20 protein-coding genes are annotated in these 24,300 nt (G+C 61.7%); 8 read left to right on the top strand and 12 right to left on the bottom strand.

Annotated features, from left to right (window positions below):
• Positions 1–251 (top strand): hypothetical protein (locus tag ISP19_RS00250; protein WP_204678270.1); only part of this gene is annotated, 251 nt, incomplete at its 5' end.
• A gap of 38 nt (positions 252–289) precedes the next feature.
• On the opposite strand, the gene ISP19_RS00245 is transcribed toward ISP19_RS00250, so the two are convergent.
• On the bottom strand, positions 290–1,276 hold the full coding sequence (locus ISP19_RS00245; RefSeq protein ID WP_204678268.1) for a malate dehydrogenase: 987 nt from the start codon (positions 1,274–1,276) through the stop codon (positions 290–292).
• Between the two features lie 65 nt (positions 1,277–1,341).
• Positions 1,342–2,541: an aminotransferase class I/II-fold pyridoxal phosphate-dependent enzyme gene (locus tag ISP19_RS00240; protein ID WP_204678266.1), complete on the bottom strand. Its 1,200-nt coding sequence runs from the start codon at positions 2,539–2,541 to the stop codon at positions 1,342–1,344.
• A gap of 219 nt (positions 2,542–2,760) precedes the next feature.
• Here ISP19_RS00240 and ISP19_RS00235 point away from each other — a divergent pair, with 219 nt between their 5' ends.
• Positions 2,761–3,015: a GlsB/YeaQ/YmgE family stress response membrane protein gene (locus tag ISP19_RS00235; protein ID WP_204678264.1), complete on the top strand. Its 255-nt coding sequence runs from the start codon at positions 2,761–2,763 to the stop codon at positions 3,013–3,015.
• A gap of 73 nt (positions 3,016–3,088) precedes the next feature.
• On the opposite strand, the gene ISP19_RS00230 is transcribed toward ISP19_RS00235, so the two are convergent.
• The 3 genes from ISP19_RS00230 to ISP19_RS00220 form a co-directional block, all read right to left on the bottom strand.
• The gene (locus ISP19_RS00230; RefSeq protein WP_204678262.1) at positions 3,089–3,520 is read right to left on the bottom strand and encodes a YidB family protein; all 432 of its coding nucleotides are present in this window, start codon (positions 3,518–3,520) and stop codon (positions 3,089–3,091) included.
• A 138-nt stretch (positions 3,521–3,658) separates the two neighbouring features.
• Complete coding sequence (locus ISP19_RS00225; RefSeq protein ID WP_204678260.1) at positions 3,659–4,168, bottom strand: peptidylprolyl isomerase; 510 nt, start codon at positions 4,166–4,168, stop codon at positions 3,659–3,661.
• A 185-nt stretch (positions 4,169–4,353) separates the two neighbouring features.
• Entirely contained in the window at positions 4,354–6,099 is a 1,746-nt protein-coding gene (locus tag ISP19_RS00220; protein WP_204678258.1) for a 3-hydroxybutyrate oligomer hydrolase family protein, read from the bottom strand.
• Positions 6,100–6,416: 317 nt separating this feature from the next.
• Between ISP19_RS00220 and typA the strand changes: the two genes are divergently transcribed.
• Both typA and ISP19_RS00210 read left to right on the top strand, forming a co-directional pair.
• Positions 6,417–8,246: a translational GTPase TypA gene (gene typA, locus ISP19_RS00215; RefSeq protein ID WP_204678256.1), complete on the top strand. Its 1,830-nt coding sequence runs from the start codon at positions 6,417–6,419 to the stop codon at positions 8,244–8,246.
• A gap of 272 nt (positions 8,247–8,518) precedes the next feature.
• Entirely contained in the window at positions 8,519–9,865 is a 1,347-nt protein-coding gene (locus tag ISP19_RS00210; protein WP_204678254.1) for a carbohydrate porin, read from the top strand.
• Between the two features lie 116 nt (positions 9,866–9,981).
• Here the strand turns inward: ISP19_RS00210 and ISP19_RS00205 are convergent, their stop codons facing one another.
• The 3 genes from ISP19_RS00205 to ISP19_RS00195 all read right to left on the bottom strand — a co-directional run bounded on the left by ISP19_RS00205 (position 9,982) and on the right by ISP19_RS00195 (position 15,234).
• Positions 9,982–11,853 (bottom strand): beta-galactosidase, encoded by a 1,872-nt coding sequence (locus ISP19_RS00205; RefSeq protein ID WP_204678247.1) that lies wholly within the window; start codon positions 11,851–11,853, stop codon positions 9,982–9,984.
• 80 nt (positions 11,854–11,933) lie between these two features.
• A complete protein-coding gene (locus ISP19_RS00200; protein WP_239556282.1) occupies positions 11,934–13,988 on the bottom strand; it encodes an enterotoxin in 2,055 nt (684 codons plus the stop codon).
• Between the two features lie 79 nt (positions 13,989–14,067).
• Positions 14,068–15,234: an SIS domain-containing protein gene (locus ISP19_RS00195; protein WP_204678239.1), complete on the bottom strand. Its 1,167-nt coding sequence runs from the start codon at positions 15,232–15,234 to the stop codon at positions 14,068–14,070.
• Positions 15,235–15,993: 759 nt separating this feature from the next.
• Here ISP19_RS00195 and agaR point away from each other — a divergent pair.
• The gene (gene agaR / locus ISP19_RS00190; protein ID WP_204678237.1) at positions 15,994–16,800 is read left to right on the top strand and encodes a transcriptional repressor AgaR; all 807 of its coding nucleotides are present in this window, start codon (positions 15,994–15,996) and stop codon (positions 16,798–16,800) included.
• A gap of 179 nt (positions 16,801–16,979) precedes the next feature.
• Here the strand turns inward: agaR and ISP19_RS00185 are convergent, their stop codons facing one another.
• Positions 16,980–17,582 (bottom strand): class I SAM-dependent DNA methyltransferase, encoded by a 603-nt coding sequence (locus ISP19_RS00185; protein WP_204678235.1) that lies wholly within the window; start codon positions 17,580–17,582, stop codon positions 16,980–16,982.
• 162 nt (positions 17,583–17,744) lie between these two features.
• On the opposite strand from ISP19_RS00185, the gene ISP19_RS00180 reads away from it, so the two are divergent.
• The 3 genes from ISP19_RS00180 to ISP19_RS00170 all read left to right on the top strand — a co-directional run bounded on the left by ISP19_RS00180 (position 17,745) and on the right by ISP19_RS00170 (position 22,261).
• Complete coding sequence (locus ISP19_RS00180) at positions 17,745–19,328, top strand: DUF1800 domain-containing protein (protein ID WP_204678233.1); 1,584 nt, start codon at positions 17,745–17,747, stop codon at positions 19,326–19,328.
• Between the two features lie 11 nt (positions 19,329–19,339).
• The gene (locus ISP19_RS00175; protein WP_204678231.1) at positions 19,340–20,539 is read left to right on the top strand and encodes a DUF1501 domain-containing protein; all 1,200 of its coding nucleotides are present in this window, start codon (positions 19,340–19,342) and stop codon (positions 20,537–20,539) included.
• Between the two features lie 93 nt (positions 20,540–20,632).
• The gene (locus tag ISP19_RS00170) at positions 20,633–22,261 is read left to right on the top strand and encodes a DUF1800 domain-containing protein (RefSeq protein ID WP_425489212.1); all 1,629 of its coding nucleotides are present in this window, start codon (positions 20,633–20,635) and stop codon (positions 22,259–22,261) included.
• Here the strand turns inward: ISP19_RS00170 and ISP19_RS00165 are convergent.
• From ISP19_RS00165 to ISP19_RS00155, 3 genes are read right to left on the bottom strand one after another with little or no spacing between them, the layout of a single operon-like run.
• On the bottom strand, positions 22,252–22,764 hold the full coding sequence (locus ISP19_RS00165) for a DUF1579 family protein (RefSeq protein ID WP_239556279.1): 513 nt from the start codon (positions 22,762–22,764) through the stop codon (positions 22,252–22,254). The genes ISP19_RS00170 and ISP19_RS00165 overlap by 10 nt on opposite strands.
• 6 nt (positions 22,765–22,770) lie before the next feature.
• Positions 22,771–23,709: a sensor domain-containing protein gene (locus ISP19_RS00160; RefSeq protein WP_239556276.1), complete on the bottom strand. Its 939-nt coding sequence runs from the start codon at positions 23,707–23,709 to the stop codon at positions 22,771–22,773.
• Positions 23,706–24,077, bottom strand: a complete 372-nt coding sequence (locus ISP19_RS00155) for a PadR family transcriptional regulator (protein ID WP_204678225.1) — start codon at positions 24,075–24,077, stop codon at positions 23,706–23,708. The genes ISP19_RS00160 and ISP19_RS00155 overlap by 4 nt, the downstream gene beginning before the upstream one ends.
• Between the last annotated feature and the right edge of the window lie 223 nt (positions 24,078–24,300).

Here is a 24,300-nt window from a genome sequence, read left to right as displayed (position 1 = left end):
CCGCCAACGCTCAAGCTTTTATCCCACCCACGCCACGAGCCTTTCAGGCCATTTCTTTGGGTTACTTTTCTTTGGGCCAGCAAAGAAAAGTGACTCGGCCTTTAGGCCGAAAGCGCCGCAGGCAATGCCTCAACCAACGAAATGCACAGCAATGCGAAACACCACCACAAAAGAGTACAAAAAAATACCGAGTCCCCCACCAAATCAAGCCCAAAGCAATTCAACCAACAAAAAAAACGGCCACCCCATAAAGGATGGCCGTTCATTTCCACAGCGATGAATCCGAAACTTACTTCTTGGCAAACAGATGCTCGACACCAGCGCGCTCTTCGCGCAGTTCCTTGTCGGTGGCATCCATGCGTGCGCGCGAGAACTCGTTGATGTCCAGGCCCTGCACGATTTCGTACTTGCCGTTCTTCACCGTTACCGGGTAGCCATAGATCACACCCGGCTTGATGCCGTAGGAGCCATCCGACGGAATGCCCATCGAGACCCAATCACCTTCCGCGGTGCCCAGGGCCCAGGTGCGCATGTGGTCGATCGCGGCCGAAGCGGCCGAAGCGGCGGAGGAAGCACCACGTGCCTTGATGATGGCGGCGCCGCGCTGCTGCACGGTCGGGATGAAATCCTTCTCGTACCAGTTCTGGTCGATCAGGCTGAGCGCAGCCTTGCCGTCGACGGTGGCGTGATGCAGGTCCGGATACTGGGTGGAGCTGTGGTTGCCCCAGATGGTGACCTTCTTGATGTCGGTGGTGTGCTTGCCGGTCTTTTCGGCCAGCTGCGACAACGCACGGTTGTGGTCCAGGCGCACCATCGCGGTGAAGCACTTCGGATCCAGGTCCGGGGCGTTTTGCTGGGCGATCAGCGAATTGGTGTTGGCCGGGTTGCCGACCACCAGCACCCGCACGCTGCGCTTGGCGTGATCGTTGAGCGCCTTGCCCTGCGGCGAGAAGATCGCGCCGTTGGCTTCGAGCAGGTCCTTGCGCTCCATGCCCGGTCCGCGCGGACGCGCACCGACCAGCAGCGCATAGTCGACATCCTTGAAGGCGACGTTGACGTCGTCGGTGGCGACCACGCCAGCCAGCGTCGGGAACGCGCAATCGTTGAGCTCCATCACCACGCCCTGCAACGCAGGCAGCGCCGGCGTGATTTCGAGCAGGTGCAGGATCACCGGCTGGTCCGGGCCGAGCATGTCGCCGGCGGCGATACGGAACAGCAAGGCATAACCGATCTGGCCGGCAGCGCCGGTCACGGCAACACGAACGGGGGCTTTCATCGTGGCAACTCCTTCAGGTGCATAAAACAAGGCCCGCATCGTATAACGCGGGCCGGGGAGATGAATCAGTTCAATTCAGCAAAGAACTCGATGATGCGGGCAAGGCCGGGTTCAAGCTGAGCCGTGGGACAGGTATACGAAATGCGCATCGCCCGCGGTTCGCCAAACGCCGAGCCCGGCACGCAGGCGACGCCCTTGGCTTCGAGCAAGGCGGCGCACAGGTCGACATCGTTTTCGATGCGCTTGCCGCTGTGGCTCTTGCCGAACGCTACCGAGATATCCGGGAAGGCGTAGAACGCACCCTGCGGACGCGGGCACACCACACCGGGAATCTTCGCCAGCGCGCCCAGCACGATGTCGCGCTTCTCGGAAAACTCCCGGCATTTGGCCTGCGGGATATCCTGCGGGCCGCTGAACGCGGCAATCGCCGCGGCGTTGATCACTTCCGGCACGCTGGTGATGTGATTGGAATTGAGCGTGGTGATGGCCTTGGCCACCGATTCCGGCCCGGCGATCAGGCCCACGCGCCAGCCGGGCATGCCGTAGGTCTTGGAGACCGAATCGACGAACACCAGGCGATCGCGCAGCTCAGGGCGCGCAAACACGAAGTTGTGGTAGCCGATGCCGTCGAACACCATCGAGTTGTAGATGTCGTCGGTGATGATCCAGGTATCCGGATACTTCGCCAGCACGTCGGCCAGCGCGGCGATTTCCTCGCGCGTGTAGACCATGCCGGTCGGGTTGGACGGATTGTTGAACAGGAACACCTTCGGCCTGCGCGCCAGCGCACTGTCCAGCTGCTGCGGCGTGAGCTTGTAGTTCTGCGCAGGACCACAGTGCAGCACGTTGGCCTTCGCCCCGACGATATCGGCGATGTCGTGGTAGGTGGTCCAGTACGGTGCGGCGAAGCAGATTTCCTCGCCGTCGTTGAGCAGGACTTCGGCCAGGTTGTACAGCACCTGCTTGGCGCCGATGCCGACCGCCAGATTCATGCGGGTGTAGCCGTTGAAGCCCAGTGCTTCGATGTGCCTGAGGAAAGCATCCAGCAGGGTATCGGCACCACGGTTGCTGCCGTACTGGCCGCTATCGTGCGAAAGCGCTTCGCGGGCTGCCGCGTAGACGTGTTCGCCGGGAAGAAAATTCGGAACGCCGATCGAGAAGCTGATGATGTCGTGGCCGGCAGCCTTGAGCTGCTTCGCCTTTTCGGCGATGACCATGATCGCGCTGGGTTTGGCGCGGCCGACACGCTGGGCGAGCTGGGGCATGGTTTCCTCGGAGGGGGGACGGAGGCAACAAACCCGGCGATTTTAGCATGCGGCGCTGCGTCATCCGCGAATCCCTTTCGGAGCCGAAAAACTCCTATTGCAGTGGCGGCTCCCGCCAGCATCATGTCCCGGGGCGCTCTGCCCCCTAGCCGCTACAGACCTGAGCGGAGAACGTCATCTGATCGCCAGCCCAGACACAGACTCAAGGAGAAGATGCCTATGTTCAGCCTTATCTGGTCCATCATCGTTGGTTTCTTCGTCGGCCTCATCGCCCGCTGGATCGTGCCGGGCGCCGCCCACTACGGCTTCATCATGACCACCATCGTGGGCATCGTGGGTTCCGTGATCGGCGGATTCATCGGCACCATGTTCAACAAGCCCGCGCCGGGGCAGAAGTTCCACACGGCCGGTTTCCTGATGTCGATTGTCGGCGCGGTAATCCTGCTGTTCGTGCTGAAACTTATCGAGCACTGACCGCGCTGCCTGCGGCATGCAAAAAAAGCACGGCGGATCGCCACGCCGTGCTTTTTGTAAATACCGACCGGGATCAGGCGGTCCTGGCTGCAAGCAGCTTCTCGGCCAGGCCACCCAGCATGGAAAGATCGAAGCCACCGCCAGCCGGTGCCTGCCCATCCGGGGTCGCGTGATCAACCGCATGCGGCAGCACCTGGGCCACCTGATTCATCAACTCTCCCGGGTCCACACCGAACTTGCTGGCTGCATTGCAGACCACCGAGTCCAGCCCCGCCTTCTGCAGCACCTGGTTGAGCTGATCGCCGGAAATCGCCTGATTGGCGTCATTGCCGATCCAGGACTGGACTGCATCGCCCAGACCATGCTGCTGCAGTGTGCTGGCCAGGCCCTGGATGCCGCCCGCCTCTTGAATCAACTGCCCCGCCACGCCGACCAGTGACGATGCGCCGCTCGCATCATTCTGGCCGCCACCCAACAGATTGCCCAAATTGCCGAGAATGGACATCGCCGCACTCCTTCGAAGATAGGGATCCAACCGTTGAATGTTATGTCCGCCCTGGCGACAGAGTGGTAACAGCGGCGTGAAAAAAGGCCGCCAGGACGAGCCTGGCGGCCTTGGCTTTTCAGGTGTTGGAAAGAGCGCTCAGCCGTGCTGATCGAGCACCGTGTTCCACTCCTTCACGCGCTCGGCCTGGGCGGCCAGCAAGGCATCGACATCGCCTTCCACGGTGACCTTTTCGATCGTATCGCCCTGCTTGATCGCATCGACCACCTTCTGGTCTTCGGCGCCCAGCACTTCGCCGAACACGCTGTGCTTGCCGTCCAGCCAGGGCGTGGGACCGTGCGTGATGAAGAACTGGCTGCCGTTGGTACGCGGACCGGCATTGGCCATCGACAGGATGCCCGGCTTGTCATGGCGCAGGGAGCCGTCGAATTCGTCCTCGAAACGGTAGCCCGGACCACCGCGGCCGCTGCCTTCCGGGCAACCGCCCTGGATCATGAAGTCGGCGATGACGCGATGGAACGACAAACCATCGTAATAACCGCGACGCGCCAGATTGACGAAGCTGGCCACTGTTACCGGGGTCTTGTCGTCATGCAGACGCAGATGAATCGGACCGCGGTTGGTGGTGATCGTGATATTGATGGCCATCGGTGTTCCTTAGATCTGTTCTGACAGGGTGCCCGGGAGGCCGGGCGGCTAATCGCTAAGAATACCGCTTGATAACGGGGATCGCATCGCCGCATTCGCCCCGCCTCAAGCACGGGCCTGGCATCGCTGATTCAAAGCCTCGAACCAGCGTTTCGCCAGATCGGCCCTTCCCGTTCCCGGCTTCCTTACAGCCCCAGCATGCCGGCTTGCAGCGCACCCGCGCCCCGGGCGGTTCCGGCCGGGGTCGACAGCTCGGCCGGCCAGACCTCGCCCTGGAACAGATGCGCCCAGAGACGATCCAGCGCCGCATAGCCGTACGGCAGCAGCGGCAGATGCTTGTCACCAAATCCCGGCAAGGCGAGGAAGGCATCAAAGTGCTGCGCATGCGGCAGCTTCCAGTACAGCGGCCGGCGTCCTTCGGACCGAAGCCAGGCAACATACGGCTCGGAGGTGAAGATGGTCGGCAGCAGGCCGTCGTCCGCGCCGTGCAATACCCACAAGGGCAACTCCTTGCGCGGCAGATGGGCGGCCAGCGCCTGCAGCGACGCATGCAGGGCGCGCGCATCCGCATCATCGCCCGTCCACAGGCGGCGCAGGCTGGTGAGGTCTCTGAGTGCCGGATCAGCGCTGTCGTCGGTACCGCCAAGCAAACCGACACCGTTGCCGGGTGGAATGCCGGAGGCTTCCGCCCACCAGCTTGCACGCGTCGCCGCATCGGCAACACCTGGCTCGCCGCCGACCAGCGCCGCGTAGCGATAACCACCGGGCATATCGTCAGCGCCGCGCCGCAGATAAGCCGATGCGTACGCGGCGCCGATCACACGCCACAGATCCAGCGCAGTCGAAGCGGCGGCGGTTGCCATCACCTGATCGGTCCATCCCGTGCTGCGCAAATGCTCGTATGCCTCGCGGGCTTGCGCATCGAGCGTGCTCGCTTTCAGCCAGCCGAGCGCATGCAGGCTGGTGCAACGGGCCACCCAAGCGGCATGCGGCGCGCCATGCGCATCGCGCGCGAGGGCCGTCGAAGCAAAGCGTTCGTCGAGCAAGGCGCAGGGCAGCCACAACGCAGCCTCGCTCATGTAGTCGTAAAGCGCGCGTCCGTGACCGGGCGTGTGCACATTAGGCTCAAGCGCAACCACGCCGGCCAGCATGTGTTGCTCATCCAGACCGGCAGCCTGCAACACCGCGCCACCACCGTTCGACAAACCCGTGGCGATGATCCGGGTGTTGTGCGGCGTGAAAGGCGCCCGCTCCGGGAAGGCACGATCGAGCATCGCCAAACCAAACTGCGCGGCCTGCAATACATGGCGGCCCCAATCGGCCTCGGGGTTGTCGCGCGAATGCGCATGCTTGATGGCAATGCCCGCGCCTTGCGCGGTGGCCGGCTCGAACTCCAGCATGGTGCTGCCGCGCGTGGCGCGCTGGCCATCGAGCGCCACGCCGCTGTCGTCGGCGTAATCGAAATAACCGGAGCCCGTACCCTTGTCGGTATAGGCCACTGCACATCCACGCGGCAGCCCCCAGGCGCCCGCCAGCGCGATAGCCCCGTAGATGCCACGTGAACCGGACGAAGCCGTCACCACCAGGCAGCGGTGGTCCTGGTCGAAGTTATCCGGCACCTGCGCCAGCACGCGATGTGGCGCATGCGCGCCGGGAATCCTGGCGAAGGCCTGATACTCCCTGCCGGGCACCGCGGGCACCGCGCCATAGACACTGCCGAAGCCACCCAGCGGCCCCAGATCGGCAATGCCCTTCCAGCTGGTCTGGATCGCACGCCGGCGCAATGCCTGCGCAGTCGGATGGCCGGGATCCGCAAAAGGCGACAACGGCCCCTGCAGGCCGGCCAGGCCGAGGCCCGCGCTCAGCAGATCATCGCCATCGCGATGGGTGGTGGCGCGCACCTCGCCCTCTACAAACTCGATCCCTTGCATCGAAGACACTCGTACCATTCCACGCACCACCGAGCTTCGTAGGTTGGGTTAGCGCAGCGTAACCCAACGGATATGTGGGCCCCGCAGCTTTGTTAATGCCCCAGAACGTTAAGAGCTTCTGGCGCCGAGGCGCTAAAACATCGCCACACCGCAGGCCAAAATATCCGTTGGGTTACGCTGCGCTAACCCGACCTACGCCGCCACACAGCTCACCGGCGCTCACTTCAAGCAAGCTGTCACATAACTCCGTATAATTGTCCGGTTTACCCCACCAGAACCTGCGCGGCGGCCTTACGGCCCGCCCGAGTCCTTTAGCCATGTCCATCGAAAATCTGCGCAATATCGCCATCGTCGCCCACGTCGACCATGGCAAGACCACCCTCGTCGACCAGCTGCTGAAGCAGTCGGGCACCCTGTCCGAGCGCACCGTGCTGGCTGAACGCGTGATGGACAGCAACGACCAGGAAAAAGAACGCGGCATCACCATCCTGGCCAAGAACACCGCCATCACCTGGCGCGGCAACCGCATCAACATCGTCGACACCCCAGGCCACGCCGACTTCGGCGGCGAAGTGGAGCGCGTGCTGTCGATGGTGGATACCGTGCTGATCCTCGTCGACGCGATGGACGGCCCGATGCCGCAAACCCGCTTCGTCACCCAGAAGGCGTTCGCGATGGGCTTCAAGCCGATCGTCGTGGTCAACAAGATCGATCGCCCGGGCGCGCGTCCGGAGTGGGTCGTGGAGCAGGTGTGGGATCTGTTCGATCGCCTCGGCGCGACCCCGGAACAGATGGAATTCCCGATCGTTTACGCCTCGGCGCTGAACGGCTATGCCTCGCTTGATCAGGACGCCCGCGAAGGCGACATGACCCCGCTGTACCAGGCCATCATGGATCACGCGCCGAAGCCGGAAGTGGATCCGACCGGTCCGTTCCAGATGCGCATCAGCCAGCTGGACTACAACAACTTTGTCGGCGTGATCGGCATCGGCCGCATCCAGCGCGGCACGCTGAAGAAGAACATGCCGGTGGCGGTGATCGATCGCCACGGCAAGAAGCGCCAGGGCAAGGTGCTGCAGGTGCTCGGCTTCCTCGGCCTTGAGCGGATCGAGCAGGACAGCGCCGAAGCGGGCGACATCGTCGCCATCTCCGGCATCCAGGAGCTGACCATTTCCGACACCGTCTGCGCGCTGGACACGCCCGAAGCGCTGCCGGCACTGACCGTCGACGAACCGACGATCAGCATGACCTTCCAGGTCAACAACTCGCCGTTCGCCGGCAACAAGGATCTCTCCGGCGGCAAGTTCCTGACCAGCCGCCAGCTGAAGGACCGCCTGGACCGCGAGCAGGTGCACAACGTGGCCCTGAAGGTCGAACAAGGTTCCGACGCCGACAAGTTCCTGGTGTCGGGCCGTGGCGAACTGCATCTGTCGGTGCTGATCGAAAACATGCGCCGCGAGGGCTACGAGTTCGCCGTGTCGCGCCCGGAAGTGATCATCAAGGAGATCGACGGCCAGAAGATGGAGCCGATCGAGCAATTGGTGGTCGATGTGGAAGAGAACCACCAGGGTCCGGTGATGGAACGCCTCGGCGTCCGCAAGGGTCAGCTGAAGAACATGGAGCCCGACGGCAAAGGTCGTGTGCGCCTCGAATACATGATCCCGGCGCGTGGCCTGATCGGCTTCCAGAACCAGTTCAAGACCCTCACCCAGGGTTCGGGCCTGCTGTTCCACGTGTTCGACCACTACGGCCCGAAAGAAGAAGGCCAGATCGCCAAGCGCCTCAACGGCGTGATGATCGCCAACGCCGCCGGCACCACACCCGCCTACTCGCTCGGTCCGCTGCAGGATCGCGGCAAGTTGTTCGCGGCGGAAGGCGACTCGGTCTATGAAGGCCAGCTGGTCGGCATTCACGCCAAGGACAACGATCTCACCGTCAACGCCATCAAGCCCAAGCCGCTGACCAATATGCGCGCCTCGGGCAAGGACGATGCGATCCAGTTGACCCCCGCCACCAAGTTCTCGCTGGAACAGGCACTGGATTTCATCGACGACGACGAACTGGTCGAAGTCACGCCGAAGGAAATCCGTCTGCGCAAGAAGCATCTGACGGAAAACGATCGCAAGCGAGCTTCACGCATTGCGTGATGTCTTGCATACGATGAAAACAAAAGGCCACCGCAAGGTGGCCTTTTGCTTTTCCGTCCACTCCTCAACGCCTTGCCGTAGCCGCCGGGTTGGGTAGGTTGGCGTAGGTTGGGTTAGCGCAGCGTAACCCAACGATGTTTATCGCTTCGATCGAATTCCGTTGGGTTACGCTGCGCTAACCCAACCTACGCCCGCGGCGACATTGACAGTTCGCTACCCAGCCTGCAGCATCACCGGCGCACTAGCGATGGGGACGTCCGTTTTTTCCGCTCATGATCAGCACGTTTAAACGTCTAAACCATCGCAAGATATTGTCGTGCCTGCTACTCGCCGCCTTGCCGTTGGCGGCGCACGCCGATGACGCACCGCTGTTCGTACCGCAATGGCTGGGCGCGCAATACACCTTCGTGGATCAGAATCAGTCGCGTGTGCATTCGCCTTACCGGGGGCCGCTCAGCCTCAATCCCAATGGCTCCACCGCGCGTTCGCACACCTTCGGCGCGTACTTCGGTGTGCAGTTGCCTGCGCATTTGCAGTTCTACCTCGACCTGGAAATGTTCAAGGGCGAAGGCGTCAGCGGCGCGACAGGCCTGGGCGGATTGACCAACGGCGACATCATCCGCTCCGGCGTCGCCAACCTGGGCAAAGGGCCGTATATCGCGCGCGGCTATTTCCGCTGGACCTGTCCGCTGGGTGATGCAACCGATACGGTCGAACGCGGCCAGGATCAGCTGCCCGGTACCGAAGCGACCAAACATATCGAGGTCAAGGTCGGCCTGATGGCGGTCAACGACGACTTCGACAAGAACCGCTACGCCAATTCCACCCGCGAGCAGTTCATGAACTGGTCGCTGTGGAACAACACCGCCTGGGACTTTGCCGCCGATACGCGCGGCTACACCTATGGCGTGATGGTGGGCTGGATCATGCAAGGCTGGAGTCTGCGTTACGGCATCTACCAGATGCCGTATGAAGCCAATGGCCAGCGCCTGATTGACTCGTTTACCGAATCGAGCGGCCAGCAGGCCGAACTGACCCTGCAACCCGATCCGAATGGCTGGGCCCTGCGTTTCCTCGGTTACTACAACAAGGGAAACATGGGCATTTACCAGCAGGCCATCGACATCGCCGAACTCACCGGCCAGACGCCGAATATCCATGACGATGACGCGCCGGGCCGCCACAAATTCGGTTTCGGCATCAACGGCGAACTACCGGTCGCGGACAACGGCGATACCGGATTCTTCATGCGCGCAGGCTGGAACGACGGCCACACCGAATCCTTCATCTTTACCGAAGTCGATCGTTTGCTGAGCGGTGGCTTCCAGCTGTCCGGCGTGCACTGGGATCGGTCGGATGATCGACTGGGCATCGGCGTCGCCATCGACGGGCTGTCGCGCATCCATGCCGATTACCTGCAAATGGGTGGCGACGGCTTCCTGCTCGGTGACGGCACCTTGCGTTACGGTCCGGAGCAGATTGCCGAGGTCTACTACAACATCGCGGTTATCCATCACCTCAGCATCAGCCCGGATCTGCAATTCATCCGTAATCCGGGCTACAACCGCGATCGTGGTCCAGCGCGTTTTGCGGGACTGCGTGCGCATGTCGAGTTTTAAGCGTAGGTTGGGTAGGTTGGGTTAGCGCAGCGTAACCCAACGATGTTTATCGCTTCGATCGATTTCCGTTGGGTTACGCTGCGCTAACCCAACCTACCCAACCTACCCAACCATCGCTATCCGCTCAGGCGATCGCTGCAGCTGATCGGCGCGGCGCTGGTCAGATGCATGTCGAACACCAGCAATTCGTTATGCCCGCGCACCAGCCACGAAGCCGGGCAATACAAGCGCTGCTGCGGACCGATGCGCCAATAGCGGCCCAGCAACTGACGGTTCACCCACAGATAGCCTTTGTCCCAGGCGCTCATGTCGATATAGCAGTCACCGGTCTGCGCCAACTCCACACTGGCCTTGAAGAACATGCCTGGGCGAATCGTTGAGGTGTCCGTCATCGGCGGCAGTCCGGCGATATACACCTCGTCCAGCGGCAAGCTGTGCGCCTGCCACTCCTTCAACTCTTCGCCGTCCAGCGTGACCGCACCGACAATGCCCTTGAAGTCGTAGATGGCCTGGCCGTAGTTCACGTGGCCAAAGCTGTCGACCAGGATGTCGAGGATCGCGCCGGCACCGTTGGCCGGCGGCGGAATATCCACGTGCAGGCTCCCGTGCAGGCCGGCCTTGTTCACGCGCGACAGATAATCCAGGTATTTGCCCTCGCTGAACACCGTGCCGTAATCGCGCAAGCCCTCGACATGCAGCATGCCGCCGGTGGGCAGCGTCTTGCGGTACACCACCATGCCGTGGTCCTGCGCAAACAGCATCTCGTTGGGATTGGGTTTTTCCACGTGTCGCGCGGGCAACGGCAAGTTGTCCCAGATGCAGGCGAACGGCTTGGCGTACACCTCATCGAAATGAACCGTGGGCGGCGGCGCCGGCGGCTCCGGAAGGGAATGCGCAACGTGTGCTGCCAGCAGCTTGCGGAAAGTGTGGTAATCGGGCGTGGCTTCGCCGCGCTCGTTGATCGGCGCGCCATAGTCGTAGCTGGTGATCACCGGTTCGAAGCCGGAGTAATCGTCATTGGCATTGCCGCCGGCGGTAAAACCGAAATTGGTGCCGCCATGCACCACATACATGTTGAAGGAACGGCCTTCGGCCAGCAGCTTGCGCAGCGTGCTGGTGAAGTGGCCGCGCTGGAAATCCAGATCGCCCCAGTGCGTGATCCAGCCGGGATAACCTTCGCCCTGCCATACCGGCGCCTCGCCCGCCATCCATTGGGCCGCCGCGAAATCGGTGTCGCCGTCCAGACCGAGCGCAGCTCCCGGCACATAGGTTCGTGTCTTCTGGATTTCCGCCAGGCCATCGGCAATCGAGAAAGGCCCTTCGATGCCACGCTGCTGCCACATCGCGCGCAGCCGCAACAGGTAGTCCAGATCGTGACCGAACGATGCATACTCGTTCTCGATCTGCACCATCAGGATCGGGCCACCGTGCTTGGCCATCAGCGGAACCAGCCGCGGCGCCACCGCATCCATATAACGCGCCACGGCATCCATGTAGCGCGGGTCATCCTTGGTGCGCACGCGGATGGTGGGATCGCGCAGCAGATAAGGCGGCAATCCCCCCATGTCCCATTCGGCGCAAACATAAGGGCCGGGCCGCAGATACACCCACATGCCTTCCTGCTGGCACAACTGGATAAAACGCGCGAAGTCGTGGCGCCCAGTGGTCAGGTCGAAGATGCCCGGCTCTCGCTCCAGGAAATTCCACATCAGATAGATGGCGATGGTGTTCAAGCCCATCGCCTTGGCCATGCGGATGCGGTGCAGCCAGTATTCGTGCGGAATGCGCGCGGGATGCATTTCGCCGCTGCGGATCTGGAACGGCGCGCCATCGAGCAGAAAGTGCTGGTGGCTCAGCTCGAAGCGATGGGGCTTGCCGTCAGGCAACGGCTCGGTTGCAGTGTTGTTGGTGGTGGCCGCATGCGTAACGGGCATGGCTGCGGCGAATGGCGTGAGGACTGCAAATCGAAGGAAGTCGCGTCGTTGCATCAATCCAGCACCTTATACAAGAAATTACTCCCGCTCCCCTCCGGGGAGAGAGAGCGTTGCAGGGAGCGCCGGAGCGTACCTCACGGCGTCAATTCAAGGGTCAATACTTCAAACGGCGCCAGCGTGATCGTGCTCACATGATCAGCGTCCAGATGCGCGGGCACGGCTCCGCCGGTCTTCCAGACATCGCGCACACTGAACTGCCGCGCCGCGCCGCGTGGCAGTTCCAGCTGCCGCTGCAGATCGATCACCGCCGTTTGCGCATGCGCATCCGGATTGCGCAAGGTAATGATGGATTTGGCCGACGACCACGATGCCCAGCCATAGACGTCCAGCCGTCCGGGGTCGCCACCGATCCAGTGCGTATCACGCAGCACATCGGCATTCGCTCGCGACCACTTGGCCGCTTCGGCCAACGTGTCCCAATCCTGCTCGCTCAGCAGCGACGGCGTGATGTACATCTCCTGCAATTGTGTGCCCGTGGCGAAGTAGGAATGCACTTCGTTGGCAAAGTCATGTCCCGGATCGGTATTCAGGCGCGGATTTTTCTGTGCATAGATGATGCCGTGGAGCATCAGCGAGTTGATCGGGAACAGCGGGCCCTGGATCACGATGTTCTCGTAGGTCTGCTGATCGCGATAGGTGATCCATTGCTCGCGCTCCGTGCCTACGCCGGCGTGCCAGTCGTCTTCGCCGCCGCGCCAGATCGAATCGGCGTAGCGCAGCCAGAACGGCGAGGCCCAGGTGCCGGTGGTGAGGTTGATATAGATGTCCGGCTGGTCGGCGCGGATATCCTTGATCAGCTCGATCGCCGCGGCAAAATCGCTATCGAAACGGCTACCGGGAAACACGCTGTCGGCGTTGCCGGTACCGTCGAACTTGAACTGATTGATGCCGTCCTTGTCCACCAGGCTCATCACCACATCGTGGAAGCGCTGGTAATACTTCGGCCCCGACAGCGCTAGGCCATCGTCGATGATCTCGTAACCGGCCGCCCTGCCATTCTTTACCCGCTCTTGCTTGGGCGTGCTGTAACCGCCCCACGGCGACAGCCACATGCCGGGCGCCGCACCGTATTTGGCAGCGGCTTCGCGCAGCGGCACAAAGCCGTGCGGAAAACCCTTGCTGAAACCCCAGCTGCCGGAACGGTCATCCCAACCGTCATCGAACAAGAAGGAGTCGAGCTTCACCCCGCGCTTTACGCTCAATTGCTCGCCAAAGGTGTTGATGCGATCCAATGCCTCGGTCTCGGTGTACGGGGTGAAATAGCCGATGTCGTACCAGGAGTTGTAATGCAGGAACGGGCGATACGGATGTGCGCGTTCGCGCTCCACATAGGTGGCGAAATCGCGCCGCAGCTGTCCTTCGCGCGTTACGCCAACCACGGCGGAATAAGCAATCGACTGCCCTTTTCTCAAAGGCAGGCTACGCGCCATCGACAGGGTCACGTGCTGGCCGCGCACATCACTGTCGGACAGCGGATTTTCGAATCCCAGGTACATGCGCCCCGCCACCACCGGCGAGCCTTTCACCACGCCATCTACTTCGGCGTGATCGATGGTGGCAGGCAGCAGCTCGACGCTGGTCAGCGGCTCATCACGCTGCAAAGCGGTGATCGTGACGATCTCGCGCAGATAAGCGGATCCTTCGCGTTGCAGCAGTTGCCAATCCACGCGGAAGCGGCCGTCCGCATCGCCGAAGCTGGCCGTCACCGCCCTGCCCGGCAAGCGATCGGCCAGATTGGCGGCCTTGGCGTTCACGGGTAATACCTGTTCCACCGGCGTGGACAACAGATGCATGTCACTGCCGGTGATCGACTGCTGGTTCGGCAGCATCAGCGTAAACGGCGCAGTCACCTTCAACACCTGACCATCGTCGCGATCGGTGATGGTCAGTGCGGACAGCTTGCCATCGGCCACGATCCAGCTCGCTTGCAGCGCTGCATTGCCAAAGCTCGCCTGCCCGCCGTGGTTTGCATAAACCGGTGTGCCCGGCTTCAGGATCATGGCGTCGTCGGCACGCACGCTGTTGCTCCCCAGCCACGCACAGAACAGGCCCAGGCAAAGACCGGTGAAACGCACCGGCGTGGCACGGCCGGACATCCGTTCTGGCCGATGACGAATCAGATCGGGCATTGAAAACCTCTCGGAAGAAGAGTGCCGGCGCGCGTTCACACCGAAAACAGCGAACCATCCATGAAGTCCGCAAGCGATGTCATGGCGCTGCTCCATGGATGGCGAATTCCTCAACCACTCGCGTGAGCACGCCTTCGGAAGGTGTATCCGGCTTGCCCCCGAGTTGCAGGCAACGAAAGAACGCCAGCAATTGCGTGACCACCACGCCGGTCAGCAGGGCCGCCACGTCCGCACCGGCAGAAATTGCCGAGGTGTTGATCGCCAGATCGTCGCGACCAAGCACATCGGCAGGTATCTCATCACCCACCACCAGCTTGGCCATGCCCAATTGCTTGCGCGACAGCTCGCGCAGCAGATCGCACTCGTACCGACGCACCGCCGGATCGGGCGAAAGCAGCGCCACCACCAGCGTCTGCGGGTGCACGAACGACATCGGGCCGTGGCGCAGTCCCAGGAAGGTTTCCGCCACAGTGACCACCTTGCCGCCGGTCATCTCCAGCATCTTCAAAGCACCTTCACGCGCGGCACCGAAGGCCGCTCCGCTACCCAGATAGACGGCCGAGGTGACATCGCGCTGCGCCAGCGCAGCGATGGCATCCGCCTGCGTGGCGAAGATGTGCTGCGCATCCGCTGCCGCACGACTGATGGCGTTCGCGGTCAACGCCGCATGCGTGTTTTGCAGCAAGCCTGTGCCGGCCAGCAACAGATTGGTGAAACTGCTGGTCATCACCAGACTGCGATCGTTGGTGCGCTCATCCAGCACCAGCACGGTGACGCGCGGTTCGTCGCGGTAATGCATGGCGAGCTTGCCGTTTGCATTGCACGTGATCACCAGATGACGCCAGGCCGGCGCATGCTCCAGCAACATGCTGACCACACTGCCGCTCTCGGGGCTATCGCCCGAACGGCCCAACGAGATCAGCAACCCCGGTCCCGGTGCCAGCACGCTGCGCCAATGGGTGAGCAAGGTACCCGCCGCAATCGCCTGCACCGGCACGCCCAGGCCGGCTTGCAGCACGGGCGCCAGGCACTCACCGATGTACATGGAGCTGCCCGAACCGGTCAGCACGATGTGGCCTGGCGGCGGATCCAGCGCTTTTGCCAACCGCTGCTGAGCCGCCGTGCTACATAGCAAATCGAAAGTGTCTGGCCAGGTGGCCGGCTGCTGCAGGATTTCCCGCAGGGTGTCGGCGTAACCTGCAGCCTGCTGCGCTTCCGGCGGCTCGGTTCGGAGCGACTCCAGCATCGTCTCGCCTTTCAATTTCTTATGAAATATTGACATTTCGCCCGATTCGCTCGAATGTGAAACTATACGACGGCGACACAGCGTATTTGAAATGAAAGATCAGGTACAACACTTTTCGAGGACTCCCAAAAAGTTTTCAAAGCGGCCTCTTTTCCATGGCAAGCGCGCCTGATGTATTGCCGCGCCCCCTCCCGGCAGTTTGCTCGTTTTGCCGCCGGAGCACGGACAGACGCACGGCCCGCGCCGAGTTTTTCCCAAGCCCTCCAGCGACGATCCGGAATCCCCGTTCCGGCTCGTCGTGGAGGGGGGCTTTTTCAGCCGTCGCGCTGCCTTCGCGAAAGACACTGCGCGGCGTCAATGCGCTGCGTGCACCACACATATATGGAGCGCCAGATCCGCGCTGACCGGTTTGGTTTCCGCGCCGCTGCGAGGCACCCCCTTCCGCCTCGCAGCATTTTCGCGGCGCCACGCTCTCTCCCCGGTGGGGTGCTCAAGTACATCCCCCTTACGCCCGCCGGGGAGAGGGTTGCGGCGATAAGCCTCGCAGCAGCAACAGCCAACTGCGTCTGAAGAATTTCAAACCGTGCAGCATGCTCGTGTGCAGAAACACGTATCAGTTGCTCGCACCAGACGTGCAGCAGTGTGTGGGCGGTATAAAACATCACCGTGTTTGCCACACCGAAAGAAGCGCGCGTCCGGCAGACACCATTCTGCGCAAGAGATACCATGACAAGGTCGCCCGAATGCCAAGCATCGACCATGACCGAAGCCCGCGCCACCGCTCCCTCGCAACGCCTGCTGGTCGAGGAGCGCCGGCGCCTGATTGTCGAATACGTCGAGAGCAACGGCCGCGCCACGGTCGAGGAATTGGCCAGCCGCTTCGGCACCTCCACCGTCACCATCCGCAACGATCTGGAAACACTGTCGCGCAACGCCATCATTGCCCGCTCGCACGGCGGTGCGTTGCCGGTAATGCAAAACGCCACCAGCGACATTCCGCTGAGCATCAAGGAGACGCGCTCGCATCCGCAAAAGCTGCGCATCGGCCAGGCCGCGGCGAGGCTGATCAAGGATGGCGAAACCATCATCCTCGACTCCGGCTCCACCACGGTCGAAATCGCGCGCCAGATCCGGCAAATGCGGTTCGAGTCGCTCACCGTCGTGACCAACGCGCTCAACATTGCCGTGGAGCTTTCCGGCCTGCCGAATATCCGCGTGATGATGCTCGGCGGCCTGTTGCGGCAAACCTCTTATTCGCTGGTGGGGCCGGATGCGGAACAGGCTTTGTCACGGATCTCCGCCGACCGCTTGTTCCTGGGTGTGGACGGTCTCGATCCCGACGTCGGCGTCACCACGCCCGACCCGCTGGAAGCCTCGCTCAATGCGCTGATGATTCGCGTGTCACGCGAAACCGTCGCCGTGTTCGATGCCAGCAAGCTGGGGCAACGCAGCCTGTCGGTCATCACGCCGGTGCAGGCCTTGCACACCGTCATTACGGATAGCAGCGCTTCCGTGGAGATGCTTGATGCGCTGCGCGCTGCCGGCGTGAAGGTGATGTTGGTCTAAGTCCTATGACGTATGTCGTAGGTTGGGTTAGCGCAGCGTAACCCAACGATGGTTGTCGCTTCGATGAAGTTCCGTTGGGTTACGCTGCGCTAACCCAACCTACAAAACTTTGGAGCTCGTCGCGAGGTTGCCCCCTCACCTCAGTCCTCTCCCCGAAGGGGAGAGGAAGAAAAGCGTCGTTAAAGTTGCGCTCTTTCCAACGCCGCAAAATGCCGTTCCAGGCGCGGGCCGAGATAACAATGCGATCCACACGGCAACAGGCCCACTTCATGGAACGCGCGCAAATACCATGATGGTGAACGCAGGTAGAGATCCTGGTGATCGCCATCCACATCATCGCGATTGGTAAACACCTCCAGGAAGGCGATGCCTTCCAGCATCTCGCCAATACCGATCAAGCCGGCGCGGATCTCGGCCGGCTTGAGGTAATGCAACACGTCCGTGCAGACGATCACGTCGAATCGGGTATCGAAGCGCAACTCCGCCAACTGGCTGAAACGCGCGAAACCGATATTGCGGCTGCGCCCGAAACGGCGCACCACGTATTCACTGGCATCCAGACCGCGGTAATGGATATCCGGCCGTAGCGCGCGCAGCGGCGCCCGCCACACGCCCTCACCACAACCAACATCCAGCACGCTGCGAACAGGCCGGCCCAGGTAGTACTCGGCCTGCGCCACCACCATCGCCACCTTGCGCTTGAGCGCGGCCGCAGACGTGACGGCATGCTTCGGGTCGCGGTACCACTTATCGAAATAAGCCTGATCGTAAGCTTTGCGCATGGTTTCCCCCTCTGAAGCAGAGCATGGTAACCCGGCGTTAACACGCAAGCCCCAAATTTGTGAATCACAGCGGAATATTCTTCACGTTTCGCAACTTTCCGGTCAGCCGCAATGACAGCCGGGCGTTGAGTGAGTTAAACACTCAACGGGGGGAGCCAAACCATGCAGATCGAGACCATCCCACACCGATTAAGGCGAGGGGCGAAGCTTGTGGGGCTGTTGCTGTTCGCCGCCGCTCCGCTCGCCTGCCCGGTTCCGGTTCGGGCCGCCGGCAGCGCCACGCTGAGCGCCGACGATATCGCCTGGCTGCGGCGCGACACCTTCGGCCTGAACAGCGCCACCATCGAGCGCTACCGCGAACTGGGCCGTACACGTTTTCTCGACGAACAACTCGCAGGCGGTGACGATCCGCTGCCTCCCGCCGTCGCTCCGCTGATCAACAGCTACGAGGTCTACAACACCGCGCCGGCCCAGTTGGTCGCCGAATACCGCGACGAGCAGAAGAAATTCAAGGAAGTCGACGCCGCCGACACCAACGCCAAGGACATGGCCAAGAAAGACTTCCAGATGTATCGGCGCGATCTGTTCAAGCAAAGCGAAGAAGTGGAACTGCTGCGCGCCATCTACGGCGGTAATCAGCTGAAGGAACAGATGGTGTGGTTCTGGCTCAACCACTTCAGCGTCTACGGGCCCAAAGGCGGGGTCGGCCTGTTCACCACCGACTACGAAGAAAACGTGATCCGTCCGCATGCGCTCGGCAAGTTCAAGGATCTGGTGATGGCCACGCTGGAAAGCCCGGCCATGCAGATCTATCTGGACAATGCCAGGAACGTGCGCGGCAAGACCAATGAAAACTACGCCCGCGAGTTGATGGAACTGCACACACTGGGTGTCAATTCCGGCTACACGCAACAGGACGTACAGCAGCTCGCGCTGATCCTGACCGGTGCCGGCATCGTGCCGCAACGTACGGGTCCCGGCGTCGTCAACGGCGTCGATGACACGTTCTTCCGTCAACGGCCGGGCATCGTGCGCGATGGGCTGTTCGTATTCCTGCCGGGTCGGCATGATTTCTCCGACAAGGAATTTCTCGGCCACGCCATCAAGGGCAGTGGCTTTGATGAAATCCAGCAAGCGGTCGACCTGATCGTGCAGCAACCTGCCTGCGCGAAGTTCGTCTCACGCCAGCTGGCGCAGTATTTCGTCGCCGACGATCCGCCGCAGCCGCTGGTGGATGCCATGGCCGAAACCTTCCAGCGCACCGATGGCGACATCGCCGCCGTGGTGCGCACCATGTTCCTGTCCAAATACATCACCGCCGGCTACGGCAAGAAGTTCAAGGATCCCACCCAGTTCCTGGTCTCCGCGATGCGCCTGGCCTACGACGGCAAACCGATTACCAATGCCGATCCGCTGGTGAACTGGCTGGGCCAGATGACCGAGCCCGTGTACGGCCACGTCACCCCCGACGGCTGGCCGACCGACAACGCCAGCTGGTCCAGCTCCGGCCAGATGGCCAAGCGCTTCGATGTAGCACGCGCCATCGGCAGTGGCCGCAACCGTCTCTTTGCCGGCGCGGATGGCCAGGTGACACATGTCGATCCACCGATGCTCAACGCTGCGTTATTTGAGGAAACGCTGAAACCGAACTTGTCCGCCGCCACGCGCGATGCGCTGGCCAAGGCCAATACGCAGGTGGAATGGAACACTTTCCTGTTGTCCTCGCCCGACTTCAATTACCGCTAAAGGGGCTCCTTATGAAACGTCGCGAATTCCTGCTTGCCGCCGCCAGCGCTGCCGCACTGCCCGCGTTGTCGTTCTCCGGCCGCCTCTTCGCCGCGCCGCCCGGCTCACCGCGTTTCCTGTTTGTGTTCCTGCGCGGTGGCTACGACTGCAATAGCTTCCTGGTGCCGTACAGCAGCGACTTCTATTACGAATCGCGCCCGACCATCGCTATCGCCAAGCCGGACAACAACAATCCGAACACGGCGCTTGCCCTCGATGCGAACTGGGGCATGAACCCGGTGCTGCGTGATTCGATCTATCCGCTGTGGCAGAAAAAGCAGGTAGCTTTCATCCCCTTTGCCGGCACCGATGATCTGTCGCGCAGCCATTTCGAGACGCAGGACAATATCGAACGCGGCGAACCGCTGAATCAAGGCGGCAACTTCCGCTCCGGCTTTATGGCGCGCCTGTCGAGCCAGCTCACCGGGGTACCGGCGATTGCCTTCACCAACAGCCTGCCGTTGAGCTTCCAGGGCGCCAACAAGGACATCCCCAATATTTCCTTGAAAGGCAACACCAAGGCGAACTTCGACGAACGCCAGGCGTCGATCCTGGCCGACATGTATAAAAACACCTCGCTCGCCTCCGCCGCCGCGGATGGCCTGAGCCTGCGCAGCACGGTGTCGATGGATCTGCAGAACGAAATGGTCGCCGCCAGCCGTGGTGCGCCGAATGCCACCGGCTTCGCGCAGGAAACCCAGCGCATTGCCACCCTGATGCGCGATCAATACCGCCTCGGCTTTGTCGACGTCGGCGGCTGGGACACTCACGTCAACCAAGGCAACGTCACCGGCGGGCTCGCCAACAATCTGCGCAATCTCGGCGAAGGCCTGGCGGCCTACGCGGCGGCACTCGGCAATGAGTGGAACAACACCACCGTGGTGGTCGTATCCGAATTCGGCCGCACCTTCCGCGAAAACGGCGATCACGGTACCGACCATGGCCACGGTACGGTGCACTGGGTGCTCGGCGGCAAGGTCAACGGCGGCCGCATCGCGGGCGAACAGGTCGCCGTCAACCAGCAAAACCTGCTGCAGAATCGCGATTACCAAGTGCTCAACAATTATCGCGATGTGTACAGCGGTCTGCTCGGGCGCATCTGGGGTTTGAACAGCAGCCAATTGCAGTCCGTGTTCCCGCAGGCCAGGCCCCGCGACCTACAACTGGTCTAATACCCACAACGGTGCCGCCGTCATCCCCGCGTAGGCGGGGACCCATTTTGCTCTTGGACAAAATAGAGAAAATGGATCCCCGCCTACGCGGGAATGACGGCGCGACAAGCGCCTGCATTCCGTTACCATTCCATCGCGCTTTTTGGCGCAGCAACACCCATCGACGTCTCACGCACCCACGGAACCCGCCGCATGCGTCCGACTGCCTTTGCCGCCCTTTCACTGTCGATAAGCTTGCTGATCGCCGCCCCGCTTGTCGAGGCATCCGCGCCGACCAGTCTGAGCCAGGATGATGTCACATGGTTGCGCCGCGACAGTTTCGGGCTGGATACGGCCACCGTCACGCAATACCGCGCCCTGGGTCGCAAGGCGGTGCTGGAAAAGCAGTTGGACAATCGCATCAGCGATACCTTGCCGGCGCCGATTGCCGCGCAGATCGCTTCCTACGAGTCCTTCTACACACCGCTGGAGCCGTTGCTGGTCTCGATCCAGCAGCAGCAACAGCAGATCAAGACCATGCCGGACGGCCCGGATAAAGTCGCCGCCAACAAGGCGCTGCAAACACGTGCCAACAAGCTTGGCCAGGAAGCGCAGCAAGCGGAAATCCTGCACGCCATCTACGGCCCCAACCAGCTCAAGGAGCAGTTGGTGTGGTTCTGGCTCAACCACTTCAGCGTCTATGCCGGCAAGGGGCGCATCCGTTGGGAGCTGGCCGATTACGAGCAGAACATCATCCGCCCGCACGCGCTGGGCAAGTTCCGCGATCTGGTGATGGCCACGCTGGAAAGCCCGGCCATGCTGGAATTTCTGGACAACGCCCAAAACGCCAAAGGCCATGTCAACGAAAACTACGCGCGCGAGCTGATGGAGCTGCATACGCTCGGCGTGAATTCGGGCTATACCCAGCAGGACGTGCAACAGCTGGCACTGATACTTACCGGCGTAGGCATTGCCCCCATCAACGGCAAGCCGGAGACATTCGGGCCGAACATGGCGCCACTGGTGGTGAAGAACGGCCTGTTCGAATTCAATCCGCAACGGCACGATTTCAGCGACAAAGTACTGCTCGGCAAAACCATCAAGGGCAGCGGCTTCGATGAGGTGAAGCAAGCCGTCGACCTGATCGTGCGGCAACCTGCCTGCGCGCAGTTCATTTCGCGCAAGCTGGCGGAGTATTTCGTGTCTGACAATCCTTCACCCGCGCTGGTGGCGAAAATGGCGCACACCTTCCGCCGCACGGACGGTGACATCGCACAGGTCATGCGCGTGATGTTCGAATCGCACGACCTGGTCGCCAACGCCGGGAAAAAGTTCAAGGATCCGATGCAATTCGTGGTGTCGTCCGTGCGTCTGGCCTACGACGGCACGCCGATTGTGAATGCGCAACCGTTGATCGGCTGGCTCAATCAATTGGACCAGCCGTTGTTCGGACGCATTACGCCCGATGGCTGGCCGCTGGATAACGAAAGCTGGTCCAGTTCGGGCCAGATGGCGAAACGCTTCGATATCGCGCGTGCCATCGGCACCGGCAACAACCAACTGTTTACGCCAGCGGGCAGCACCACCCGCGGCGCAGGCTTCCCGATGCTGACCACACGCCTGTATTACGATGCGATCGAGCCCAACTTATCCGCCGCCACCCGCGGTGCCCTGGCCAAAGCCACCTCGCAACAGGAATGGAACACCTTCCTGCTCTCCTCGCCGGATCTTAATTACCGTTGATCGACATGACCCTGCAGCTGAGCTGCACTAACGCATGGCAGGAACTCAGCCACGCGCCGATATTCCCCTTGCATCACCTGTACCCAATTCACGCCACCATCAAATGAACTTTCCAGCATGAGTCGGTACGTGCCATCGCCCACCATCTCATAGTGATGCCGGGTCTGCCCGCGCGATGACGTGCGCAGGAAAACCAGACGCTTGCCGTCCCAATGTCCGGTCGCCGGTTGCGACGGCGTAAAGCCATAACTGTCGAACCAATACATCGCATATTCACCGGGCTCCAGCCCGGCGACGAACACGGCATGCGCCTGCAATGCCGGCCGGCCGTCACGCTCCTCGCGATAATCCTGCAACAAGACCTTGCCGCCCAGCTCGAAACGCGCACTCACCCGTGCGGTGGCTGCACCACCCTGCCCCCAACGAGTGGTAGCTATCGACTCATCACCCGTCCATTCGCCCGCCAGGGCGGTGAGCACATCATTACCCTGCAAGAGCATCATGCGTACTTACTCCCTCGCCGCTCCGGCGACCAGCAAGTGTTTGGCCATCAGGCCGTGCATACGTCCCAAGGCACGCACCATATGCAGCGTCACGAACAACAGCAGCACACCGATCACGCTCACTGCGAACGCGGCGGCCCAACCGTCCAGCCACTGCACCCACGCGCACACCCAGGCCGGACCATCGCAGGAATCCTGGAAGCCGGACATCGTCGCGACCAGCTTGACCAGCGGTGCGGCGGTAAATGCCAGCGACACGCTAAACATGGTCACCGCCAGCGTGAAATAAATGATGCCGAGCGGCAGCATCATCAACATATAGAACAGGGTGCTCCAGCTGCGTGGATCGCTGAACATCGCACCGATCCGCTGCCACAGCGACATCCCGCGCGTGGAGAATCTCGGACGACGCGGCATGCGCACCCCCAGCATCGATTCCACCATGCGCCCTTCCACCAGGGAAAGCACCCGCACCGAGCCAAAGAAAAGCACGATGAACGGAATGCCGATAATCAGCACCGCCAGCCCTACCGATAGCGAAATACCGGTTACCGCCCAGGTGAAATAGAAAATACCCGTCGCCAGCGACAACAGCATGTAGAACAAGGCCGCGTAAGTACGCGGATCGGCCACCACGCCAAAGAACTGTCCCGCCATCGAACGACGCTTGGGTGGCAACGGCGGACGCAGCGCACGCTGAATCTTGATTTCCTGATCGCGATAAATGTCCGCCACTTCCTCCGGCGCACCGTAGCTGCTCGCGACCCTGGCCAGCATCACTGCCTCGTCGTGTCCCGGCTGCTCAGCCAGTTCGGCGCGCAGATGTTCTTCGGCGTCATACAACGCATCCTGGATCAAGGCCGGATCTGCGCCGCGCAAGGCGCTACGTAGTTGGTCCAGGTATTCCGCGATCGTACGCGGCGTTCCCGTTGAGCCTGTCGTCATCGCCATTCTCCCTGCAGAACTTTGTCGACCGAATCGCGCGTGGCCTCCCACGCGGCGATCCATTCACGCAACACTTCGCGCCCCAGTTTGGTAATGCGGTAATAACGTCGCGGCGGCCCGCTAACCGACGGCTCTACCTCGCTCGCCAGCAAACCATTGGCCTCCAGATTGCGCAGCACTGGATAAAGCGCACTCTGCTTCCCGGCCAAAGCGCCGGTCTCCTCGCCCAGCTCCTCCAGCCGTTTGGCAATCTGGTAGCCATACAGCGCCTGCCGCGACTGCCCAAGCACCGCCAGCAGCACCAAAGACACCGTGCCGCTGGAAAGCTCCTTCTGGAATTTCTTGAGTTGGCCCGCGCTATCGTCCACGGCTGACCCGCTCTTCCGCTTATGACGGAGTGAACTATAGTGTTAAGTTCACACTAGTGCATGGGTATGAAGTCATGGGTGGGTCGACGTTTGGCATTGGGCATGGCACCCATGTTTGTACCGGTTGTACATACATTGGTGCCAGTCAGACTGACGCAGCTGTTACGTACTGCGATGATCGGCCCCATCATTTCGAAAGAGCCTTTAACGCCGCAGATAAGGG

It is taken from the genome of Dyella flava (assembly GCF_016904955.1).
Taxonomy (GTDB): Bacteria; Pseudomonadota; Gammaproteobacteria; order Xanthomonadales; family Rhodanobacteraceae; genus Dyella_B; species Dyella_B flava.
This window is presented reverse-complemented; position numbering and strand designations above follow the sequence as displayed.